This is a genomic window from Stenotrophomonas sp. YJH_SMC_110 (genome assembly GCF_059369255.1).
Genome location: NZ_JCAFSM010000003.1, coordinates 355088 through 374922 on the forward strand (window position 1 = coordinate 355088; position 19835 = coordinate 374922).

At 67.3% G+C, this 19835-nt stretch carries 22 protein-coding genes; 8 read left to right on the forward strand and 14 right to left on the reverse strand.

Annotated features, from left to right (window positions below; all coding sequences use genetic code 11):
• Positions 1-28: 28 nt before the first annotated feature.
• Both coaD and rsmD read right to left on the reverse strand, forming a co-directional pair.
• Positions 29-538, reverse strand: a complete 510-nt coding sequence (gene coaD / locus AC5P6H_RS08785) for a pantetheine-phosphate adenylyltransferase (protein WP_014036814.1) — start codon at positions 536-538, stop codon at positions 29-31.
• A 26-nt stretch (positions 539-564) separates the two neighbouring features.
• Complete coding sequence (gene rsmD / locus AC5P6H_RS08790) at positions 565-1143, reverse strand: 16S rRNA (guanine(966)-N(2))-methyltransferase RsmD (protein ID WP_014646773.1); 579 nt, start codon at positions 1141-1143, stop codon at positions 565-567.
• A gap of 719 nt (positions 1144-1862) precedes the next feature.
• Here rsmD and htpG point away from each other — a divergent pair.
• The gene (gene htpG / locus AC5P6H_RS08795) at positions 1863-3752 is read left to right on the forward strand and encodes a molecular chaperone HtpG (protein ID WP_046429950.1); all 1890 of its coding nucleotides are present in this window, start codon (positions 1863-1865) and stop codon (positions 3750-3752) included.
• A gap of 216 nt (positions 3753-3968) precedes the next feature.
• Here the strand turns inward: htpG and AC5P6H_RS08800 are convergent, their stop codons facing one another.
• Complete coding sequence (locus AC5P6H_RS08800) at positions 3969-4268, reverse strand: hypothetical protein (protein WP_014646771.1); 300 nt, start codon at positions 4266-4268, stop codon at positions 3969-3971.
• A gap of 88 nt (positions 4269-4356) precedes the next feature.
• On the opposite strand from AC5P6H_RS08800, the gene ftsY reads away from it, so the two are divergent.
• From ftsY to AC5P6H_RS08815, 3 genes are all read left to right on the forward strand, one after another.
• A complete protein-coding gene (gene ftsY / locus AC5P6H_RS08805) occupies positions 4357-5688 on the forward strand; it encodes a signal recognition particle-docking protein FtsY (protein ID WP_046429948.1) in 1332 nt (443 codons plus the stop codon).
• 82 nt (positions 5689-5770) lie between these two features.
• On the forward strand, positions 5771-6895 hold the full coding sequence (mutY, locus tag AC5P6H_RS08810) for an A/G-specific adenine glycosylase (RefSeq protein WP_495202533.1): 1125 nt from the start codon (positions 5771-5773) through the stop codon (positions 6893-6895).
• A gap of 5 nt (positions 6896-6900) precedes the next feature.
• The gene (locus tag AC5P6H_RS08815; protein WP_004153160.1) at positions 6901-7170 is read left to right on the forward strand and encodes an oxidative damage protection protein; all 270 of its coding nucleotides are present in this window, start codon (positions 6901-6903) and stop codon (positions 7168-7170) included.
• Between the two features lie 74 nt (positions 7171-7244).
• Here the strand turns inward: AC5P6H_RS08815 and AC5P6H_RS08820 are convergent, their stop codons facing one another.
• The 10 genes from AC5P6H_RS08820 to AC5P6H_RS08865 form a co-directional block, all read right to left on the reverse strand.
• Positions 7245-7694, reverse strand: a complete 450-nt coding sequence (locus tag AC5P6H_RS08820; RefSeq protein WP_032958624.1) for a DUF6491 family protein — start codon at positions 7692-7694, stop codon at positions 7245-7247.
• A 107-nt stretch (positions 7695-7801) separates the two neighbouring features.
• On the reverse strand, positions 7802-8515 hold the full coding sequence (lolD, locus tag AC5P6H_RS08825) for a lipoprotein-releasing ABC transporter ATP-binding protein LolD (RefSeq protein ID WP_014036806.1): 714 nt from the start codon (positions 8513-8515) through the stop codon (positions 7802-7804).
• The gene (locus AC5P6H_RS08830) at positions 8508-9749 is read right to left on the reverse strand and encodes a lipoprotein-releasing ABC transporter permease subunit (protein ID WP_032958619.1); all 1242 of its coding nucleotides are present in this window, start codon (positions 9747-9749) and stop codon (positions 8508-8510) included. The genes lolD and AC5P6H_RS08830 overlap by 8 nt, the downstream gene beginning before the upstream one ends.
• Before the next feature lie 23 nt (positions 9750-9772).
• Complete coding sequence (locus tag AC5P6H_RS08835; RefSeq protein WP_041863309.1) at positions 9773-10222, reverse strand: hypothetical protein; 450 nt, start codon at positions 10220-10222, stop codon at positions 9773-9775.
• The gene (locus tag AC5P6H_RS08840; protein WP_049442321.1) at positions 10173-10421 is read right to left on the reverse strand and encodes an FAD assembly factor SdhE; all 249 of its coding nucleotides are present in this window, start codon (positions 10419-10421) and stop codon (positions 10173-10175) included. Before AC5P6H_RS08840 ends, AC5P6H_RS08835 begins: the two co-directional genes overlap by 50 nt.
• 75 nt (positions 10422-10496) lie before the next feature.
• On the reverse strand, positions 10497-11282 hold the full coding sequence (locus AC5P6H_RS08845) for a succinate dehydrogenase iron-sulfur subunit (RefSeq protein WP_005409079.1): 786 nt from the start codon (positions 11280-11282) through the stop codon (positions 10497-10499).
• A gap of 66 nt (positions 11283-11348) precedes the next feature.
• A complete protein-coding gene (gene sdhA, locus AC5P6H_RS08850; RefSeq protein ID WP_014646765.1) occupies positions 11349-13139 on the reverse strand; it encodes a succinate dehydrogenase flavoprotein subunit in 1791 nt (596 codons plus the stop codon).
• Between the two features lie 31 nt (positions 13140-13170).
• Positions 13171-13557, reverse strand: coding sequence for a succinate dehydrogenase, hydrophobic membrane anchor protein (gene sdhD, locus AC5P6H_RS08855; RefSeq protein WP_005409077.1), 387 nt, complete (start codon positions 13555-13557; stop codon positions 13171-13173).
• Entirely contained in the window at positions 13554-13946 is a 393-nt protein-coding gene (sdhC, locus tag AC5P6H_RS08860; protein ID WP_024958620.1) for a succinate dehydrogenase, cytochrome b556 subunit, read from the reverse strand. Before sdhC ends, sdhD begins: the two co-directional genes overlap by 4 nt.
• Positions 13947-14002: 56 nt before the next feature.
• Positions 14003-14173, reverse strand: a complete 171-nt coding sequence (locus AC5P6H_RS08865) for a DUF1674 domain-containing protein (protein ID WP_005409075.1) — start codon at positions 14171-14173, stop codon at positions 14003-14005.
• 39 nt (positions 14174-14212) lie between these two features.
• Between AC5P6H_RS08865 and ygfZ the strand changes: the two genes are divergently transcribed.
• Complete coding sequence (gene ygfZ, locus AC5P6H_RS08870; protein ID WP_032958610.1) at positions 14213-15088, forward strand: CAF17-like 4Fe-4S cluster assembly/insertion protein YgfZ; 876 nt, start codon at positions 14213-14215, stop codon at positions 15086-15088.
• Between the two features lie 103 nt (positions 15089-15191).
• Here ygfZ and AC5P6H_RS08875 read toward each other — a convergent pair whose 3' ends face one another.
• On the reverse strand, positions 15192-16274 hold the full coding sequence (locus AC5P6H_RS08875; RefSeq protein WP_126411940.1) for an ABC transporter ATP-binding protein: 1083 nt from the start codon (positions 16272-16274) through the stop codon (positions 15192-15194).
• A 352-nt stretch (positions 16275-16626) separates the two neighbouring features.
• On the opposite strand from AC5P6H_RS08875, the gene zwf reads away from it, so the two are divergent.
• Genes zwf through pgl form a run of 3 tightly spaced genes read left to right on the forward strand, consistent with a single transcriptional unit; the run spans position 16627 to position 19789 of the window.
• Entirely contained in the window at positions 16627-18063 is a 1437-nt protein-coding gene (gene zwf, locus AC5P6H_RS08880) for a glucose-6-phosphate dehydrogenase (RefSeq protein ID WP_014646761.1), read from the forward strand.
• Positions 18060-19067: a glucokinase gene (gene glk / locus AC5P6H_RS08885; RefSeq protein WP_014646760.1), complete on the forward strand. Its 1008-nt coding sequence runs from the start codon at positions 18060-18062 to the stop codon at positions 19065-19067. The genes zwf and glk overlap by 4 nt, the downstream gene beginning before the upstream one ends.
• Positions 19064-19789 (forward strand): 6-phosphogluconolactonase, encoded by a 726-nt coding sequence (gene pgl / locus AC5P6H_RS08890; protein ID WP_014646759.1) that lies wholly within the window; start codon positions 19064-19066, stop codon positions 19787-19789. Before glk ends, pgl begins: the two co-directional genes overlap by 4 nt.
• Positions 19790-19835: the final 46 nt, after the last annotated feature.

Sequence of the window (19835 nt, forward strand, 5' to 3'; positions counted from 1 at the left end):
ACGTAATGGGGTGCGGGTACAGCGGGGCTTACGACTGTGCCGACTTCGCTTCGCGGACCTTGCGCAGGGCTTCGAGCACCGCGGCCGGCACGAAACCGGACACGTCGCCGCCCAGGCGCGCGATCTCGCGGACCAGCGAGGACGAAATGAAGCTGTGCTGCTCGGCCGGGGTCAGGAACAGGGTCTCGACCTCGGGGATCAGGTGGCGATTCATGCTGGCCATCTGGAATTCGTACTCGAAGTCGGACACCGCGCGCAGGCCGCGCAGCAGCACCCCGCCCTGCACCGAACGTACGAAATGGGCCAGCAGGGTATCGAAGCCGATGACCTCGACGTTGCCGTGGTGGGCCAGCGCGCCACGCGCCAGCTGCACGCGCTGCTCCAGCGGCAGCGCCGGGCCCTTGGACGGGCTCTGCGCCACGCCGACCACGACCTTTTCGAACAGCGGCGCGGCCCGGCTCACAAGGTCGATATGACCGTTGGTGATGGGGTCGAACGTGCCGGGGTAGACGGCAATGCGGCGATTGGCCACGGTCATGGGCGGATGCAGATGTTCAGATGAGGTCAAAGTGTAGCAGTGGCACGGCGGTACAGGGCAAAGCGCACCTCGCGGGTGCCACCCTCGCGGTGCAGCAGCCAGTCCGGCGGCAGCACCGGCACGTGGCCGGCCGGCGATTCCAGGTACAGCCAGGCGTCGGCGGCCAGGTGCCGCGGCAGCTGGGCCAGCACGTCCTGCCACAGGCCATCGGCAAACGGCGGGTCGATGAAGACCAGGTCGGCCTGCTGCGCCTGCGCCCCTTGCAGCCAGCGCAGGGCATCGGCCTGCACGACGGTGATCTGGTCGCTGGCCTGCAGCCTGGCGACGGCGGCGGTCAGGTTGCGTCCCAGCTGCGCATCGCGCTCGACCAGGGTGGCGTGGGCAGCGCCACGCGAGACCGCCTCCAGGCCCAGCGCGCCACTGCCAGCGAACAGGTCCAGCACGCGGGCCCCGCCGAGCTTGGGCATCAGCCAGTTGAACAGGGTCTCGCGCACGCGGTCGCTGCTGGGGCGAAGGCCCGGCAGGGTCGGCACCGGCAGCCGGGTATTGCGCCAGCGCCCGCCGATGATGCGGACCTGGCCGTCATTGCCACCGCGGCCGCTCATCGGCGCCCCCGGCGGGAGGAATTCGAGAAATTCAGCATGAGCGGGATTGTAGTTCGGCCGGGCGGCGCCCGGCACCCGCAGAAGCCGAAGCAACAGCAACAGCGGGCATCCCCGTGGGATGGCGGGGTGGGTCCGGTTGAGGGGGACGCTGCAAGTACGTCCATGTAAGCTCGGTCGCCGCATCCATGCGGCTCACGCCCCCTCAACCGGACCCACCCCGCCTTCGACAGTTTCCTGCGATCTGTCGGAACGGCTCTTGGGGTCAGATCCGTTTTCCTGCGGAAAACGGATCTGACCCCAGATTTATTTCGATGTCTGACAGATGTGTCGACCAAGGTCGACACCCACCAACAGCCGAGTGAACCTGTCAGAGGCGGGGCGGTGTGGGGTGGCAGGACCGTTGGCGCCATGGATGGCGCCATCGAGCCCCCATGGGTGAGGGCGCTTTGCTTGCGAAGCACTGCTTCGCGAGCGCCCGAACGCACAGCCGCCAGCGGCTGGGCCGGCCCCCGGAGGGGGGTTTACGGCGTGTCCTGCCAACCCACACCGCCCCGCCATCCCACGGATAGCCCGCTGTTGCTGTTGCTGTTGCTGTTGCTTCGGCCTCTGCAGGTGCCGGGCGCCGCCCGGCCGACCAACCCCTTGATTTCGGGACAATCAGCCATACCCCTTGGCGAGGCCGCACGCGCTGGCGCGGCATTGCACATGGAGCCCTATCGATGACCGAGACCACCCAGACCGAAACCCTTGGCTTCCAGACCGAAGTCAAGCAGCTGCTGCAGCTGATGATCCACTCGCTGTACTCCAACAAGGAGATCTTCCTGCGCGAGCTGGTCTCCAACGCCGCCGACGCCGCCGACAAGCTGCGCTTCGAAGCCCTGACCCAGCCGGCCCTGCTGGAAGGCGACAGCGAACTGCGCGTGCGCGTCAGCTTCGACCCCGCCGCCCACACCATCACCATCGAAGACAACGGCATCGGCATGAGTCGCGCCGAGGCGATTGCCCATCTCGGCACGATCGCCAAGTCCGGCACCGGCGATTTCCTGCGCCAGCTGTCCGGCGACCAGAAGAAGGATTCGCAGCTGATCGGCCAGTTCGGCGTCGGCTTCTACAGCGCCTTCATCGTTGCCGACGAGGTCGAAGTGACCTCGCGCCGCGCCGGCCTGGCCGCAGGTGAAGGCGTGCGCTGGACCTCGCGCGGCGAAGGCGATTTCAACGTCGCCACCGTCGACAAGGCCGAGCGCGGCACCCGCATCGTCCTGCATCTGAAGGATGGCGAGCATGATTTCGCCGACGGCTGGCGCCTGCGCAGCATCCTCAAGAAGTACTCGGACCACATCGGCCTGCCGATCCAGATGCCGAAGGAAGGCGAGGAAGGCGCCACCGTCGAGTGGGAGACCGTCAACCGCGCCAGCGCGCTGTGGACCCGTCCGCGCACCGAGATCGGCGACGCCGAGTACACCGAGTTCTACAAGCACGTGGCGCACGACCACAGCGATCCGCTGGCGTGGAGCCACAACAAGGTCGAAGGCAAGCTGGAGTACACCTCGCTGCTTTACGTGCCCGGCCGCGCGCCGTTCGACCTGTACCACCGCGATGCGCCCAAGGGCCTGAAGCTCTATGTGCAGCGCGTGTTCGTGATGGACCAGGCCGAGCAATTCCTGCCGCTGTACCTGCGCTTCATCAAGGGCGTGGTCGACTCCAACGACCTGTCGCTGAACGTCTCGCGCGAGATCCTGCAGTCCGGCCCGGTCATCGATTCGATGAAGGCGGCGCTGACCAAACGCTCGCTGGACATGCTGGACAAGCTGGCCGCCGACAAGCCGGAGCAATACGCCACGTTCTGGAAGGAATTCGGCCAAGTGCTGAAGGAAGGCCCGGCCGAGGACTACAACAACCGCGAGAAGGTGGCCGGGCTGCTGCGCTTCGCCTCCACCCGCGGCGACAGCGATGCGCAGACGGTGTCGCTGGCCGATTACCTCGGCCGCATGACCGAAGGCCAGGACAAGATCTACTACCTGACCGGCGAGAGCTACAGCCAGGTGCGCAACAGCCCCCACCTGGAAGTGTTCCGCAAGAAGGGCGTGGAAGTGCTGCTGCTGACCGACCGCATCGACGAGTGGCTGATGGGCTACCTGACCGATTTCGACGGCAAGGGCTTCGTCGACATCGCTCGTGGCGATCTCGACCTGGGCGCGCTGGAAACCGAAGCGGACAAGCAGGAACAGGAAGCCGCGGCGAAGGACAAGCAGGGCCTGGTCGAGCGCCTGAAGACCGTGCTGGGCGATGACGTGGCCGAAGTGCGCGTGTCACACCGCCTGACCGATTCGCCGGCGGTACTGGCCATCGGCGAACAGGACCTGGGCCTGCAGATGCGCCAGATCCTGGAAGCCAGCGGGCAGAAGGTGCCGGACAGCAAGCCGGTGCTGGAAATCAACCCGGGCCACCCACTGATTGCCAAGCTGGATGCCGAAGCCGATGGCGCGCGTTTCGACGACCTCGGCCGGGTGCTGTTCGACCAGGCCGCGCTGGCCGCCGGTGACAGCCTGAAGGACCCGGGTGCCTACGTGGCGAGGCTGAACAAGCTGCTGCTGGAGCTGTCGGCCTGATCGACAGGGTGGTCGCCGGGCATGGCCCGGCTTACCCGGCGGTGCTCTGGTAGAGGCCGACCTTGGTTGGCGCCCCAAAAGCGTGCCAACCAAGGTTGGCACCTACCGGGGCGGATCGAGCGTGCCAGCCAAGGTTGGCACCTACCGGCGCGGGTGGAGAGTGCCAACCAAGGTTGGCACCCACCAGGGGCGGCGGTTGGCGCCTGCCGAAGGGGTTCAGGCGTCGCGATCCAGCAGCGAACCCAGCATCTGGTCCTGGCGGCGGATCACCGCGGCATTGGCGGCGAAGGCCACCACCTCGGCTTTCGCGGCCAGCAGGTCACCCAGCGGCGCGCCGGCATCGGCGCCGACGGGAATCACCGCGGCCTGCACCCCACCCTGCCCGGCAGCACTGCGCTGCAGCTGCAGGCGCTGGGCATCCGGGGTCGCCAGGTTGGCCACGTTGTGCGCAGCCACCTGCACGCCCTGCTGGGACGCACGCATCCCGCCGAGGGCAATTCCCATCACGTTGTCCATGGCGGTCTCCGGGCCGCGACCTTGAGTCCACATCGGCCCGACAGGCCCGAGTGGTAGCATATCCCCCTGATTTCAGCGCCTTTTGCCAATGCTCAGTTTTTTCCGCCGCAAGAAGCCCCAGGATGCCCCCGCAGCGGAGGCACCCAAGACCCAGCACTACTCGGCTGAAGAGCTGGCGGCGGCGTTCCCGTCGGCCGCGCCGGTCGAGGACAAAGAGCCAGCACCGGTAGCCGTACCGGCCGCGCCTGCGCCGGCCGAGCCGCCGCCGGCAGCCGTCGTTCCGGTCGCTTTCGAGCCCACCCCGGTGGTTCCGGCTCCGGTGGTTCCGGCTCCGGTCGTTCCCGCTCCGAGCGCTCCGCAATCGGCCGCCCGGATCGACGTCGCCCCGGTGGCGGCCCCGGCCATCGAACCGGCACCCGCACCACTGCCTCAGCCCACCCCGGCACCGGTCACCGACGACCTGCCTGCCGCCGCCTCGATCGATGCCGTTCCGGCGCCTGCCGGCAAGCCCGGCTGGCGCGAACGCCTGCGCAACAGCGTCATCGCGCGCAGCTTCGGTGGACTGTTCTCGCGCAACCCCAAGCTCGACGACGATCTGCTGGACGAACTGGAAACCGCACTGATCACCGCCGACGTCGGCGTGGGCGCCACCACCGATCTGGTCGAGGGCCTGCGCAAGCGCATGAAGTCGCGCGAGTTCGCCGACGCCAATGCGCTGCTGGCCGCGTTGCGCGCCGAGCTGATCGCGATCCTGCAGCCGGTGGCCAAGCCGCTGGTGATCGATCGCAACGCCAAGCCCTTCGTGGTGCTCACCGTCGGCGTCAACGGCGTCGGCAAGACCACCACCATCGGCAAGCTGGCCAAGCGCTTCAAGGACGACGGCCACAGCCTGATGCTGGCTGCCGGCGATACCTTCCGCGCCGCCGCCGTGGCCCAGTTGCAGGCCTGGGGCGAGCGCAACGGCGTAGCCGTGGTCGCGCAGGGGCAGAACGCCGATGCCGCTTCGGTGGCATTCGACGCGCTGCAGGCCGGCAAGGCCCGCGGCACCTCGGTGCTGATCGCCGATACCGCCGGCCGCCTGCACACCCAGTCCGGCCTGATGAACGAGCTGGGCAAGATCCGCCGCGTGCTCGGCAAGATCGACCCCACCGCCCCGCACGAAGTGCTGATGGTGATCGACGGCACCACCGGCCAGAACGCGCTGTCGCAGTTGCGCCAGTTCAATGCCGCAGTGAACGTGACCGGCCTGGTGGTGACCAAGCTGGACGGCACTGCCAAGGGCGGCGTGGTGTTCGCGCTGGCCCGCGAGTTCGGCATCCCGATCCGCTTTGCCGGTATCGGCGAGCGCCCGGAAGACCTGCGCGTGTTCGATCCGGAAGCGTTCGTCGACGCCCTGCTGCCCGAAGCGCTGGGCGCCTGATACACCGCGCAGCCACGCATGGCGTGGCTCTACCGCAGCCTGGTAGAGCCACCCCACGGGTGGCTGCCTCTCTGGAACTCCAATGCCCCGCCAGCCGCACGCCAGCGCCGAAACTGCAGAACGGGACGGTTTCGTCGCCCGCCTGCTGCACTGGTTCGACGACCATGGTCGCCACGACCTGCCCTGGCAGCACCCACGCAGCCCCTATCGGGTCTGGCTGTCGGAAATCATGCTGCAGCAGACCCAGGTAGCCACGGTCATCCCGTACTTCCAGCGGTTCCTGCAGCATTTCCCGACGCTGCCCGACCTCGCCGCCGCCAGCAATGACGCGGTGATGGCGCAGTGGGCCGGGCTCGGCTACTACGCCCGCGCACGCAACCTGCACGCCGCCGCGAAGCGCTGCGTGGAACTGCACGACGGCGACCTGCCGCGCGATTTCGATGCATTGCATGCCCTGCCCGGCATCGGCCGCAGCACCGCAGGTGCGATCCTCAGCCAGGCCTGGAACGATCCGTTCGCGATCCTCGATGGCAACGTCAAGCGCGTGCTCAGCCGTTACCACGGCATCGACGGCTTTCCCGGCCTGCCGGCCATCGAGAAACAGTTGTGGTCGATTGCCGAGGCGCACGTGGCGCAGGTGCCGGCCGGGCGAATGGCCGACTACACCCAGGCACAGATGGACCTGGGTGCGACGGTGTGCAGCCGCGCCAAGCCAGCCTGCGTGATCTGCCCGCTGCAGGACGCGTGCGTGGCGCGCCGCGAAGGCCGCACCGCCGAACTACCCACGCCCAAGCCCAGCAGGACCCTGCCCGAGCGCGAAGCCGTGGCCCTGCTGCTGCGCGACGCCCAGCAGCGCGTGCTGCTGCAGAAGCGGCCGGACACCGGCATCTGGGCGCAGCTGTGGACGCTGCCGCAGGCCGATGCCGGCAGCGTACTGCAGGACTGGTTCGACGCGCACGTCGAAGGTTCGCTGGAAGACGCCGAGGAACTGCCGGTGTTGCAGCACACCTTCAGCCACTACAAGCTGCACCTGCAGGTACTGTCGCGGCAGGTGCACGGCCTGCGCGTGGAAGAACCCACGCTGCGCTGGGTCGCCAACGACGAGCTGCCCGCGCTGGGCCTGCCAGCGCCGATCCGCAAGCTGCTCGACGGCGCCACGACCAAGGCGCCGAAACGAAATTCCAAGAAACCCCGCAACCACGAGTGAGTGCCATGTCCCGAACCGTCTTCTGCCAGTACGAACAACGCGATGCCGAGGGCCTGGACTTCGTGCCCTACCCCGGCGAACTGGGCCAGCGCATCTTCAACAACATCGGCAAGCAGGCCTGGGCCGCGTGGCTCGCGCACCAGACCATGCTGATCAACGAAAACCGCCTGTCGCCGCGCACCCCGGAGCATCGCGCATTCCTTGAGGGCGAACTGGTCAAGTTCCTGTTCGAGAAGGACGCGGAAAAGCCTGCCGGCTTCACCCCGGAAGCCTGACCCAAAGGTAGTGCCGGCCGCTGGCCGGCATCGCGCAGATGCCAGGTTGCCGGCCAGCGGCCGGCACTACCGCGCTATTTCGTATTTTCCTCGCGCTCCTGCACCTGCGCCTGGCGCAGCTCCTGCTCGGAGGCACGCAGTGCCTTCACGTCCAGCTTGCGGATGCTGTTGATGAAGCACGGCATGCGCGGGCCACCGGTCGGGTCGCGCACCAGCACCTTGTCGAAACGCGATGACACGCGGCCCATGCTGCTGGTCAACCCGATGGCGGTGGCGTACGACAGGTCCGGGCACGGACCACTCAGTTCCAGCAGGTAAGCCTCGCTCGGCCGGGTCCACACCGCCAGCGCGCTGTCACCCAGTTCGGTCCAGCCATTGAGGCTGCCGAAGAACTGCATGTCGTTCTGCGGCGCGCCGGCGTGGGCGCGGTACAGATCCAGTTTCTCGGTACTGCTGAGCCGGCCGGTGGTCGCGCAGGCGGCCAGCGCCAGGCAGAGTCCGGCGATCAGGATCGGGGTCTTCATGGCGATCTCCTCGGGGAACCTGCTGCGATCATGCGCCGGCCGATGTGCGACCGGCGCGAGGGCAGGTAAACCCGTTCAGGCGCCGGGAGGCGGCCGTTGCCGGCCGCTCAGACGTCGGCGTGGGCCAGTGCGTGCAGGCGCCCTTCGCGCAGCTCCAGCACCCGGTCCAGGCGCCGCGCCAGGCTGCGGTCGTGGGTAACCAGCACCAGGCTGGTATGACGCGCGCGGTTGAGTTCCAGCATCAGCTCGAACACGGTGCCCGCGGTGCGGTCATCCAGGTTGCCGGTCGGCTCGTCACCGAGCACGCAGGCCGGATGATTGACCAGCGCACGTGCCACCGCGGCACGTTGGCGTTCGCCGCCGGACAGCTCGCCCGGCTTGTGGTCCAGGCGATGTCCGAGGCCGACCGCTTCCAGCAGCGTGGTGGCCCGGCTGCTCGCTTCGGCCACGGCAGTGCCGGCCAGCAGCACCGGCATCATCACGTTTTCCAGCGCGGTGAACTCAGGCAACAGGTGGTGGAACTGGTAGACGAAGCCCAGCGCCTGGTTGCGCAGCAGGCCACGCGCGGTGTCCGACAGCGCGGACATGCGCTGGCCGGTCACGTAGACCTCGCCTGCGGTCGGAATATCCAACCCGCCCAGCAGGTGCAGCAGCGTGCTCTTGCCGGCACCGGAGGCACCGATGATCGCCACGGTTTCGCCGGCGGTCACGGTCAGGTCCAGTCCATCGAACACCGGGGTCTGCATGCGCCCTTCGGCGTAGGTCTTGCCCAGTGCTTCGGCGCGGATCACCTCATCGCCGCGGTTGAAGACCTTATTCATAACGCAGGGCCTCCGCCGGCTGGGTGCGTGCCGCCCGCCAGGCGGGATACAGGGTGGCCAGGAAGCTCATCAGCAGCGCGACCACGGTGATCGCCACCACGTCGCCGGTCTGCATGTCGGTCGGCAGGCCGGTGATGTAGTACACATCCTCCGGCAGCAGCTTGACGTTGAACACGCTTTCGATGGCGCCCAGGATGCGTTCCAGGTTGAGGGTCAGGGTGATGCCGCCGATCAGGCCGGCCAGCGTGCCGAAGATGCCGATCAGCGAACCCTGCACCATGAACACCTGCATCACCCCGCCCGGGGTCAGGCCGAGGGTGCGCAGGATGGCGATGTCGGCCTGCTTGTCGGTCACCAGCATCACCTGCGAGGACACCAGGTTGAACGCACCCATGGCGATGATCAGCGACAGCAGGATGCCCATCACCACCTTCTCCATGCGCAGCGAGTGGTAGAGGTTGGCGTTCTGCTGGGTCCAGTCACTCACGCGGTAGGCACCACCCAGGCTCTGCGCGAGGTCCACGCCCACTTCCAGCGAGCGGTCCATGTCGTGCAGCTTCAGCCGCACGCCGGTGGCGCCGTCGCTGCGCAGCACGCGCTCCAGGTCCTGCATGTTGGCGAAGCCGACGCCCCGGTCGACCTCGTTGTAGCCGGCCTCGAAGATGCCGCTGACGGTGAAGCGTTTCATCCGCGGCACGGCACCGGCAGGCGTGCCCTGCACTTCGGCGAAGGTCACCAGCACCTGGTCACCGACGTCGACGCCGAGCCAGATCGCCAGTTCCTTGCCCAGCAGCAGGTTGAAGCTGCCCGGCGTCAGGCTGGCATAGCTGCCCTTGGTGACCTTCTTGTCGATCACCGATACCTTCGGCTCCAGCGCCGGATCGATGCCCTGGATGATCGCACCCTGCACGCGTGGGCCGCTGATCATCGACTGGATCTCGATGTAAGGCGCGGCACCGGCCACGCGCGGATCCTTGCGGGCTACGTCGACCACGCGCATCCAGTCCGGCATCGGCTCGCCGTCGCGGCTGATGGTGGTGTGCGCGGTCATCTGCAGCAGGCGGCTGCGGATTTCCTTCTGGAATCCGCTCATCACCGCCAACGTGGTGATCAGCACCGTAACGCCGAGCGCGATGCCCAGGATCGATGCCATCGAGATGAAGGAGATGAAGCCGTTGCGGCGCTTGGCGCGCAGGTAGCGCAGGCCAATGGCCACGGGAATGGGTTTGAACATGCAGGCACGCCGGTCAATTCAGCTTATGGTGCCATCGTCCGGGGCTGACGGGAAACGGCGCGTGCGGCCACGGCCAGTCGCAGTTCACGTCGCTGCCCGGAATCGAGCACATCCGGCCAGAACAGCAGGCGCTGGCGGCGCCGATCCTCACGCCACAGCAACAACAGCCATGGGCCACGCACCACCAGCCGTGGCGTATCAACGTCCTGCCCGGCCACCTGCAGTGGCTCGGGAAGCGGCGGCAGAAGCACCTGCACGCGCGGCCTGCGCTGGCGCCAGGCCAGTTCGGCCAGGCCCGTGCACCAGGCCAGCACCACTGCGGGCATCAGCAGCCGTGAAGGCAGATCCGATGCGCGCAGCAGCCACGGCGCAGCCAGCAGCACCGCCAACTGGGCGGCGGCCTGCAGCCGCGAGGGGCGCCACTCAAGGCTTGAGGGCGAGGATCTTCTGCATGAAGGGGATCGCGTGCGCATGCGGGCAGGCCTCGTAGCCCATGAACCAGCGCCACAACTTATCGTCCTCGCAGTCGAGCAGGAACAGGAAAACCTCGCGCTCTTCGGTCGGCGCAGTGCTCCACTCGTGGTCCAGGTAGCGGCCGAACAGCTGGTCCAGCTCACGCATGCCGCGGCGGCAGCGCCAGCGCAGCTTCTTCAGCAGAACGTCTTCTTCCATCGTGTTTCTCCAGATACAGCAAAGCCACGCATGGCGTGGCTCTACTGGGGTCATGCAACTACCCTGCGCCGTGTATCAGGCGCGGCGTTCCATCATCAGCTTCTTGATCTCGGCGATCGCCAGTGCCGGGTTCAGGCCCTTCGGGCAGGTCCGGGCACAGTTCATGATGGTGTGGCAGCGGTACAGCTTGAACGGATCTTCCAGATCGTCCAGGCGCGCACCGGTGTCCTCATCGCGCGAGTCGATGATCCAGCGGTAGGCCTGCAGCAGGATCGCCGGGCCCAGGTAACGCTCGCCGTTCCACCAGTAGCTCGGGCAGCTGGTCGAGCAGCAGGCGCACAGGATGCACTCGTACAGGCCGTCCAGCTTCTTGCGGTCTTCCGGCGACTGCAGGCGCTCGCGGTCCGGCGGTGCCGGGGTCTGGGTGCGGATCCACGGCTTGATCGACGCGTACTGCGCGTAGAAGTGGGTCAGGTCCGGAACCAGGTCCTTGACCACGTTCATGTGCGGCAGCGGGTAGATCGGCACTTCCTTCTTGCCGCAGTCCGAGATGGCTCGGGTGCAGGCCAGGGTGTTGGTGCCGTCGATGTTCATGGCGCACGAACCACAGATACCTTCGCGGCACGAGCGGCGGAAGGTCAGGGTCGGGTCGATCTCGTTCTTGATCTTGATCAGGGCGTCCAGGACCATCGGGCCACAGGCGTCCAGATCGACTTCATAGGTATCGGTGCGCGGGTTGCTGTCGTCGTCCGGACTCCAGCGGTAGATCTTGAAGGTGCGCACGTTCTTGCCGCCGTTCTTGACGGGGAAGTGCTTGCCCTTCGTGATCTTGGAATTCTTGGGGAGTGAAAACTCGGCCATGGCTGCTCTCGTTGGCTCAGGCGGCCCGCGCCCGTGGGCGCGGATTGCATGGTAGGCGGGGTCGGATCAGTACACGCGCGGCTTCGGCGGCACCACGGACACGTCGTCGGTCAACGTGTACATGTGCACCGGACGGTAGTCGAAGCTGCACTTGCCCTTCTCGTCGACGCTGACCAGGGTGTGCTTCTGCCAGTTGACGTCGTCGCGGTCCGGGAAGTCCTCGTGCGCATGCGCGCCGCGGCTTTCCTTGCGCTGTTCGGCCGAGTTGATCGTCGCCACCGCATTGAGCAGCAGGTTGTTCAGCTCGTAGGTCTCGATCAGGTCCGAGTTCCACACCAGCGAACGGTCGGAGACCTTCACGTCCTGGAACGAGTCGAAGATCTTGTCCATCTTCTCGCAGCCTTCCTTCAGCGTCTGGCTGGTGCGGAAGACCGCCGCGTCGGCCTGCATGGTGCGCTGCATGCGATCGCGGATGACCGAGGTCGGGGTATCGCCGTTGGCGTGGCGCAGCTTGTCCAGCAGGCCCAGCGCCTTGTCGCAGGCATCGGCCGGCAGCGGCTTGTGCGCAGCGCCCGGCTTGATGGTCTCGGCACAGCGGTTGGCCACGGCACGGCCGAACACCACCAGGTCCAGCAGCGAGTTCGAGCCCAGGCGGTTGGCGCCGTGCACGGACACGCAGGCCGCTTCGCCGATGGCGTACAGGCCCGGCACTACCGCGTTGTCGTTGTCGCCGACCTTCTGCACCACTTCGCCGTGGTAATTGGTCGGGATGCCGCCCATGTTGTAGTGCACGGTCGGGATGACCGGAATCGGCTGCTTGTGTACGTCGACGCCGGCGAAGATGCGGGCGCTCTCGGCGATGCCCGGCAGCTTCTCGTCGATCACGCCCGGGCCGAGGTGGGTCAGGTCGAGCAGGATGTGGTCCTTGTGCTCGCCGACGCCGCGGCCTTCGCGGATCTCGATGGTCATCGAACGGCTGACCACGTCGCGCGAGGCCAGGTCCTTGTAGTGCGGCGCGTAACGCTCCATGAAGCGCTCGCCGCTGCTGTTGCGCAGGATGCCACCTTCACCGCGGACACCCTCGGTGATCAGGCAGCCGGCGCCGTAGATGCCGGTCGGGTGGAACTGCACGAACTCCATGTCCTGCATGGCGATGCCGGCACGCATGGCCAGGCCGCCACCGTCGCCGGTGCAGGTGTGCGCCGAGGTGGCGCTGAAGTAGGCACGGCCGTAGCCGCCGGTGGCCAGTACCACGCCCTGGGCGCGGAACAGGTGCAGGGTGCCGTCGGACATGTCCAGGGCCAGCACGCCGCGGCAGGCGCCTTCCTCGTCGAAGATCAGGTCGAGCGCGAAGTACTCGATCATGAAGCGCGCGTCGTGCTTCAGCGACTGCTGGTACAGCGTGTGCAGCATCGCGTGGCCGGTACGGTCGGCCGCCGCGCAGGTACGCTGCGCCGCCGGGCCTTCGCCATACTTGGTGGTCATGCCACCGAACGGACGCTGGTAGATCTTGCCTTCGGCGGTGCGCGAGAACGGCACGCCGTAATGTTCGAGCTCGATGATGGCCGGGATGGCCTCACGGCACATGTACTCGATGGCGTCCTGGTCGCCCAGCCAGTCCGACCCCTTGATGGTGTCGAAGAAGTGGTAGCGCCAGTCGTCCTCGCCCATGTTGCCGAGCGCGGCCGAGATACCGCCCTGGGCGGCAACGGTGTGAGAACGGGTCGGGAAGACCTTGGTCAGGCACACGGTCTGCAGGCCCTTGGCGGCCAGGCCGAACGTGGCGCGCAGGCCGGCACCGCCGGCGCCGACCACGACCATGTCGTACTTGTGTTCGGTGATCTTGTAAGCGGACATCTAATCTGGATTCCTGTGTAGGTGCCTGGGCTCAGGCAACGCCGAGGGCGATGCGGCCCACCGCAAACACACTGACGATCATGCCGAGCACGGCGACGAACTTCACCGCGGTCTGCAGCACCAGGGCCAGCAGCGATTCGTGGATGTAGTCTTCCAGCACGACCTGCATGCCGAGCTGCGCGTGCCAGAACATCGCGATCAGCAGGCCGATCAGCGGCACCGCGTTCCACGGCTTGGCCACGGCGGCGGCGGCGGTGGCGTAGTCCGAGCCCAGCAGGCCCAGCACGAAGACCAGGAACCAGATGCCCAGCACCACCAGTGCGGCGGCGGTCAGGCGCTGGTGCACGAAGTGCTCGGTGCCGGTCTTGGCCGAGCCAAGGCCGCGCACGTTCTTCAACGGGGTACGGAACTTGCTCACGCGGCACCTCCGAACATCACATAGGCCCACACCAGCAGGGTGATCACCAGGCTGCCGATGACCGACAGCCAGCTGCTGCGGATGAAGGCGGGGATGCTGAAGCCGATGGCGAAGTCCTGCACGACGTGGCGGATGCCATTGCACAGGTGATAGGCGAACGACCATGTCCACGCGAACAGGAACACGCGGCCATACCAGGCCCCGGCATGGCCGGTGAAGCAGTTCCAGGACTCGGGCCCCATCATCAGGGCCAGCAGGCCGGCGGCGATGATGAGGGCACCAACAGACAGAAAGACGCCAGTGGCTCGATGCAGGATCGAGGTGGCCATCTGAATCTGCCAGCGATACACCTGAAGGTGCGGGGAAAGTGGGCGTTGTCTGGTCGCCATTCGCTGGGCTCGTTGTCTCGGCTGGGCGGCACACGGCCGCGTTGGCTCAATGCTGATCAGAAATCGATGCAGCGTCCGTTTTTCTCCCAATCGCCATACCGCACCGGATCAAGTCCGCCGCGGCCGCCGAATTCTTCCGCTTTTTCCTGTTCCACGGGCACGGGTGCCGCGGGGACCAGCGGGGCTTCAGATTCGTCGTCGGGAGTGGGGGTTGTTTGGCCTATCATGTTCGGTCTCGCAACGCACAAATTTTAGACCTCGTTCACGTGCCTGACAACCTGCCCCCTGCTTTCGTCGGATATCCGCGCCTGCCCGGCCACCAGCTGCTGAGCCTGCAGGGCCCGGATGCGGCTGTCTTTGCCCACGCCCAGTTCAGCAGCGATGTCACCGCCCTGCCCCTGCAGCACTGGCAGTGGAGTGCCTGGCTGAGCGCCAAGGGCCGCACCCTGGCGGTGTTCCAGCTGCTTCGGCTGGCCGAAGACCACGTGATGCTGGTGCTGGCTGACGGCGATGCCGATGCGATTGCGTCGCAACTGCAGCGCTTCGTGTTCCGCCGCAAGGTGAAGGTGCAGGTGCGCAGCGATCTGGCGGCGGCTGGCGCGTTCACCGCGCCCGAGGCCGCCAGCGGCGCGGCGATTGCGCAGACCGCAGGCGACGGCTGGGAGCTGGACCTGGGCAGCGATGCCCTGCCGCGCACCCTGCGCGTTGGCAGCGCCGACGCGTTCGCGGCCGGCAATGAAGCCGATGAGGCCGCTTTCGCCCTGGCCTGGCGCCAGGCCGACCTGCGCTACGGCCTGCCGCGGCTGGAAGAAGGCCAGCGCGAAGTGTGGACCCCCCAACAGCTGGGCCTGGACCGCCTGAACGGCTACAGCGTGAAGAAGGGCTGCTATCCCGGCCAGGAAATCGTCGCCCGCACCCACTTCCTCGGCAAGGCCAAGCGTGCGGTGCAGTTGCTGCATACCGCAGCACCGGCACAGGCCGGCGATGGCGTGCAGCAGGATGGCGCGGGGCTGGGCACGATTGCCAGCGTGGCCGGCGACCTGGCACTGGCGGTACTGCCACTGGAGGCCAGCGACGCTGACCTGCAGGTGGGCGATGCCATTGCGCAGCGCGTGCCGTTGCTGGATGGCCTGGCCCGCTGAAGCAGGCGGGGACCTGCACGGGTGGGTGCAGGAATGGTAGTGCCGGCCGCTGGCCGGCAACCATGCAGGGTTGAGGTTGCCGGCCAGCGGCCGGCACTACCCCTTACAGGCGCTCGCCGGTTTCCGCGCTGAAGAAATGCAGGCCCTGCGGGTGGATCGCCACGCGGATCTGCTCGCCCACCTCGGGCAGCGCCTGCGGCGCCACGCGCATGGTCAGCGCGTGCTGGCCACTGCTCAGGTTGACGAAGATCTCGTTACCGACCGGTTCGATGCCTTCAATGCGTGCGACGAACGCATGCGCATCGTCGGCGGCCGCCGGCTGCAGGTGCTCCGGACGCACGCCCACCGCGATCGGCTTCTGCAGCCAGGCCGGATCGATGGTGGCCTGGCCCAGCGGTGCACGCCACTCACCATCGACCACGGTCACGCCACCGGCATCGCCCTGCAGCGTACCGCGCAGCACGTTCATCGCCGGGCTGCCGAGGAAGCCGGCCACGAACAGGTTGGCGGGGCGATCGTACAGCGCCATCGGCGTATCGATCTGCTGGATGACGCCATCCTTCAGCACCACGATGCGCTGGCCCAAGGTCATCGCTTCGACCTGGTCGTGCGTCACGTAGATCATGGTGGTGCCCAGCTTGCGGTGCAGCTGCGCGATCTCGGTACGCACGCTGTGGCGCAGCTTGGCATCCAGGTTGGACAGCGGTTCGTCGAGCAGGAACACCGCCGGCTCGCGCACCAGCGCACGGCCCAGCGCGACACGCTGGCGCTGGCCACCGGACATCGCCTTGGGCAGCTTGTCCATCATCTCGGTCAGGCCCAGCGTCTGCGCCGCCTCGGCGATGCGCTTGTCGATGGTCGCCTTGTCGTGACCGCGCAGCTTCAGGCCAAAGGCCAGGTTCTCGGCCACGGTCATGTGCGGGTACAGCGCATAACTCTGGAACACCATCGCGATGTCGCGATCCTTCGGCGCCACGTCGTTGACCACGCGATCACCGATGGTCAGCGTGCCGCCGCTGATCTCCTCCAGGCCAGCCACCATCCGCAGCAGGGTCGACTTGCCACAGCCGGACGGGCCGACCAGCACCATCAGCTCGCCATCGGCGACCTCGAAGCTGGCGTCCTTCACCGCGACCTGGCCGTTGTCATAGACCTTGCGCACACCCTGCAACTGCACTTTTGCCATATCACCTATCCGGTCCGCCCGAAGCCGGGCTGTCTTTTGGGACTGCCTCGGCCCTCCCGATGGCAGTGATGATTGCGCGCTTGCCGCATGACGGCGAGCACTGCAATCGAATACAGTTGCCCATTCTGCCATGTAAACGTTTTCACGTGGCACTATCCGATGATCGGTGCGCACCGATCTGCGTCGGCGGTTGAACGAAGGTTCCGCCGAGGCAGTGGTTTCGAATGGAACGGTCTTCCGGCCCCCCGGAGAACGCCCCTGACGAACCTCGGACAGGCAGTTGCGCGGATGTCCCCCGAACCCAGCCATGAAGCGATTGACAACGATGTCACCCGGATCTGAAACTCGAGCGATGCACGACACCCTCTTCCTGTTCGGTGCCACAGGTGATCTGGCCCAGCGCTACCTGTTCCCTTCGCTGCTTCGCCTGCTTGGCGACGGCCTGCTGCCGGAGGACTTCCGCATCCGTGCGCTGGCCCTGTCCGGGCATGACACCGAAGCCTTCCATGACATCCTGCGGCCGCGCCTGCAGCAGGCCATGCCGATGGCCACGCAGGACGACATCAGCGCCCTGCTGCGTCGCATCGACTACCGCTCTGTGGACCTGCGCGACGTCGACTCGGTTGCCGCCGCGGTCGCCGACCTCGTGCACCGCAAGTGCGTCAGCTACCTCGCCATCCCGCCGGGCCTGTACATCTCCACCTGCGAAGGCCTGGCCAAGGGCGGCGCCCTCGCCGCGCCGGCACGCCTGATGCTGGAAAAGCCGATCGGCAGCGACAGCGAGAGCGCCGAGGAAATCATCAGCACCATCGGCCAGTGGATCGACGAGGACCGCGTGTTCCGCCTCGACCACTACCTGGGCAAGGCCGCGGTGCAGAACCTGATCGCACTGCGCTTCGGCAACACGCTGCTGGAAGCGGTGTGGAACCGCAACTACATCGAATCGGTGCACATCCTGGTGGCCGAAAGCGAAGGCGTGGATGGCCGCGATGCCTATTACGCCCGCTCCGGCGCGCTGCGCGACATGGTGCAGAGCCACATCCTGCAGCTGCTGTGCATGGTGGCGATGGAACCGCCGGCATCGCTGGAAGCCGATCGCATCCGCGACGAGAAGGTCAAGGTGCTGCGCGCCCTGCGCCCGCTCGATGCCCGGCACGCCGCGCGTGACAGCATCCGTGGCCGCTACACCGCCGGCACCATCAATGGCCAGCCGGCACAGGCCTACCAGCCGCCGGAAGGCAGCGACGTGGAAACCTTCGCCGGTGTCACCGCGCATATCGACAACTGGCGCTGGAGCGGCGTGCCGTTCCACCTGGTCACCGGCAAGCGCCTGCCCGAGCGCACCACCCGCGTGGTGGTCACGCTGAAGCCGGTCACCCACTGGCTGTTCGAGCGCCCGCAGCGCGCGCAGGCCGCACCGAACCGCCTGGTGTTCCAGCTGCAGCCGCAGGAAAACATCGAACTGGGCCTGATGAGCAGCCTGGCAGGCCCGGAATGGGGCGCGCTGGAGCTGCATCCGCTGGAGCTGGAACTGTCGGTGCCGACCGGCCTGCACCGCCGTATCGCTTACGAACGCTTGTTCCTGGATGCCTTCAACGGCAACCACACGCTGTTCGTGCGCGATGACGAAGTGCGTGCGGCCTGGGCCTGGATCGACAGCGTCGCCGACGCCTGGAAGGACGCCAAGCTGCCGCTGGAGCCCTACCCCGCCGGCCAATGGGGCCCGGGCAATGCGGGCGGGTTCCTGCCGCAGGACCTGGACGCGCCCGACAGCGGAGCGTCGGCATGAGTGCCAGCTCGCAGCCAGTGCTGGTCGCCGACATCGGTGGCACCAACGCGCGCTTCGCCCTGGCCGACACCTCGCTGGACGCACCGCTGCAGAAGGACAGCATCCGCGAGTACGCGGTGGCGGAGTTCCCGTCGCTGGGTGATGCCGCGCGCCACCATCTGGAACAGATCGGCGCCACGGCAAGCCGCGGCGTGTTCGCCGTGGCCGGTCGCGTGGATGGTGACGAAGCACGCATCACCAACCATCCGTGGGTAATCTCGCGCAGCCGCACCGCTGCCATGCTCGGGTTCGACGAACTGCACCTGATCAACGACTTCGCCGCACAGGCGATGGCGATTTCGCTGCTGCAGCCCGATGACGTGGTCCAGGTCGGCGGGGCTGCCTGGGTACCGGGCAAGCCCGGCCAGCCACGCAACTACGCGGTGATCGGGCCCGGTACCGGGCTCGGCGTCGGCGGCCTGATCATGCGCCACGGCCGTTGCTATCCGCTGGAAACCGAAGGCGGCCATGTGAGCTTCCCGCCGGGAACCCCGGAAGAGATCCGCATCCTGGAGATCCTGTCCGAGCAGTTCGGCCGCGTCTCCAACGAGCGCCTGATCTGCGGCCCCGGCCTGGTCAACATCCATCGCGCCGTGTGCGAGATGGCCGGCATCGATCCGGGCCAGCTGCAGCCGGTGGACGTGACCGCCCGCGCCCTGCACGGCGATCCGCAGGCGATGCGCACCGTGGATGTGTTCTGCGCCGTGTTCGGCGCCATTGCTGGCGATCTGGTGCTGACCCAGGGCGCCTGGGACGGCGTGTTCCTGACCGGCGGGCTGACCCCGAAGATGCTCGATTCGCTGCAGCACTCCGGTTTCCGCCAGCGCTTCGAGCACAAGGGCCGGTTCTCTTCCATCATGGCGCGCGTGCCCTCGTTGGCGGTGATGCATCCCCACGCCGGACTGCTGGGCGCCGCCGCCTATGCCGCCGACGCCGAACGTGACGCACCTGGAGTTGCCGCATGAGCCCCACCACCTTCCACGACGACCGCATCGAGTTCATCAACCATGGCGATGCCGATGGCTGGATCGAAGCCGTTGCCGCCGAGATGGCGCACACCCTCAACCACGACATCAACGAAGTGGGCCGCGCCCGCATCCTGCTGTCTGGCGGCACTACACCGGCGCCGGTCTACCAGGCGCTGGCCGAGTTGGACGTGCACTGGGACCGGGTGGAAGTGAGCCTGGCCGACGAGCGCTGGCTGTCGCCGCAGGATCGCGACAGCAATGCCTGGCTGGTGCGCGAGCACCTGCTGAAACGCGCCGAGGGTGCGCATTTCGATCCACTGGTGCGGATCGGCAAGCCCCTGCCCGAATGCGTGTACACCGCCAACCTGCAGGCACAGCACAGCCAGCCGCCGAGCCTGGTGGCACTGGGCATGGGCAACGACGGCCACACCGCCTCGCTGTTCCCGGGCTCGAAGGACCTCGCCCGCGCACTGGAAAGCACCCTGCCCTATGCCGCGCTGGATGCCACCGGCTGCCCGGGCGCGAACCAGTGGCCGCTGCGCATCACGCTGACCCCGCATGGGCTGCGCCAATGCCGACAGCGCCTGCTGCTGCTGCGCGGCAAGCAGAAGCTGCAGGTGCTGCGCCAAGCGTTGGACAGCAACGACGCCCAGCAGTATCCGATCCTCAACGCGATCAACCTGGAAGGCGCGCGCCTGCGCGTCCACTGGGCTGATTGATGTCGGCGGCGGCGCCCCGCCGCCGCTTGCCTCTCGCCACCTTGAA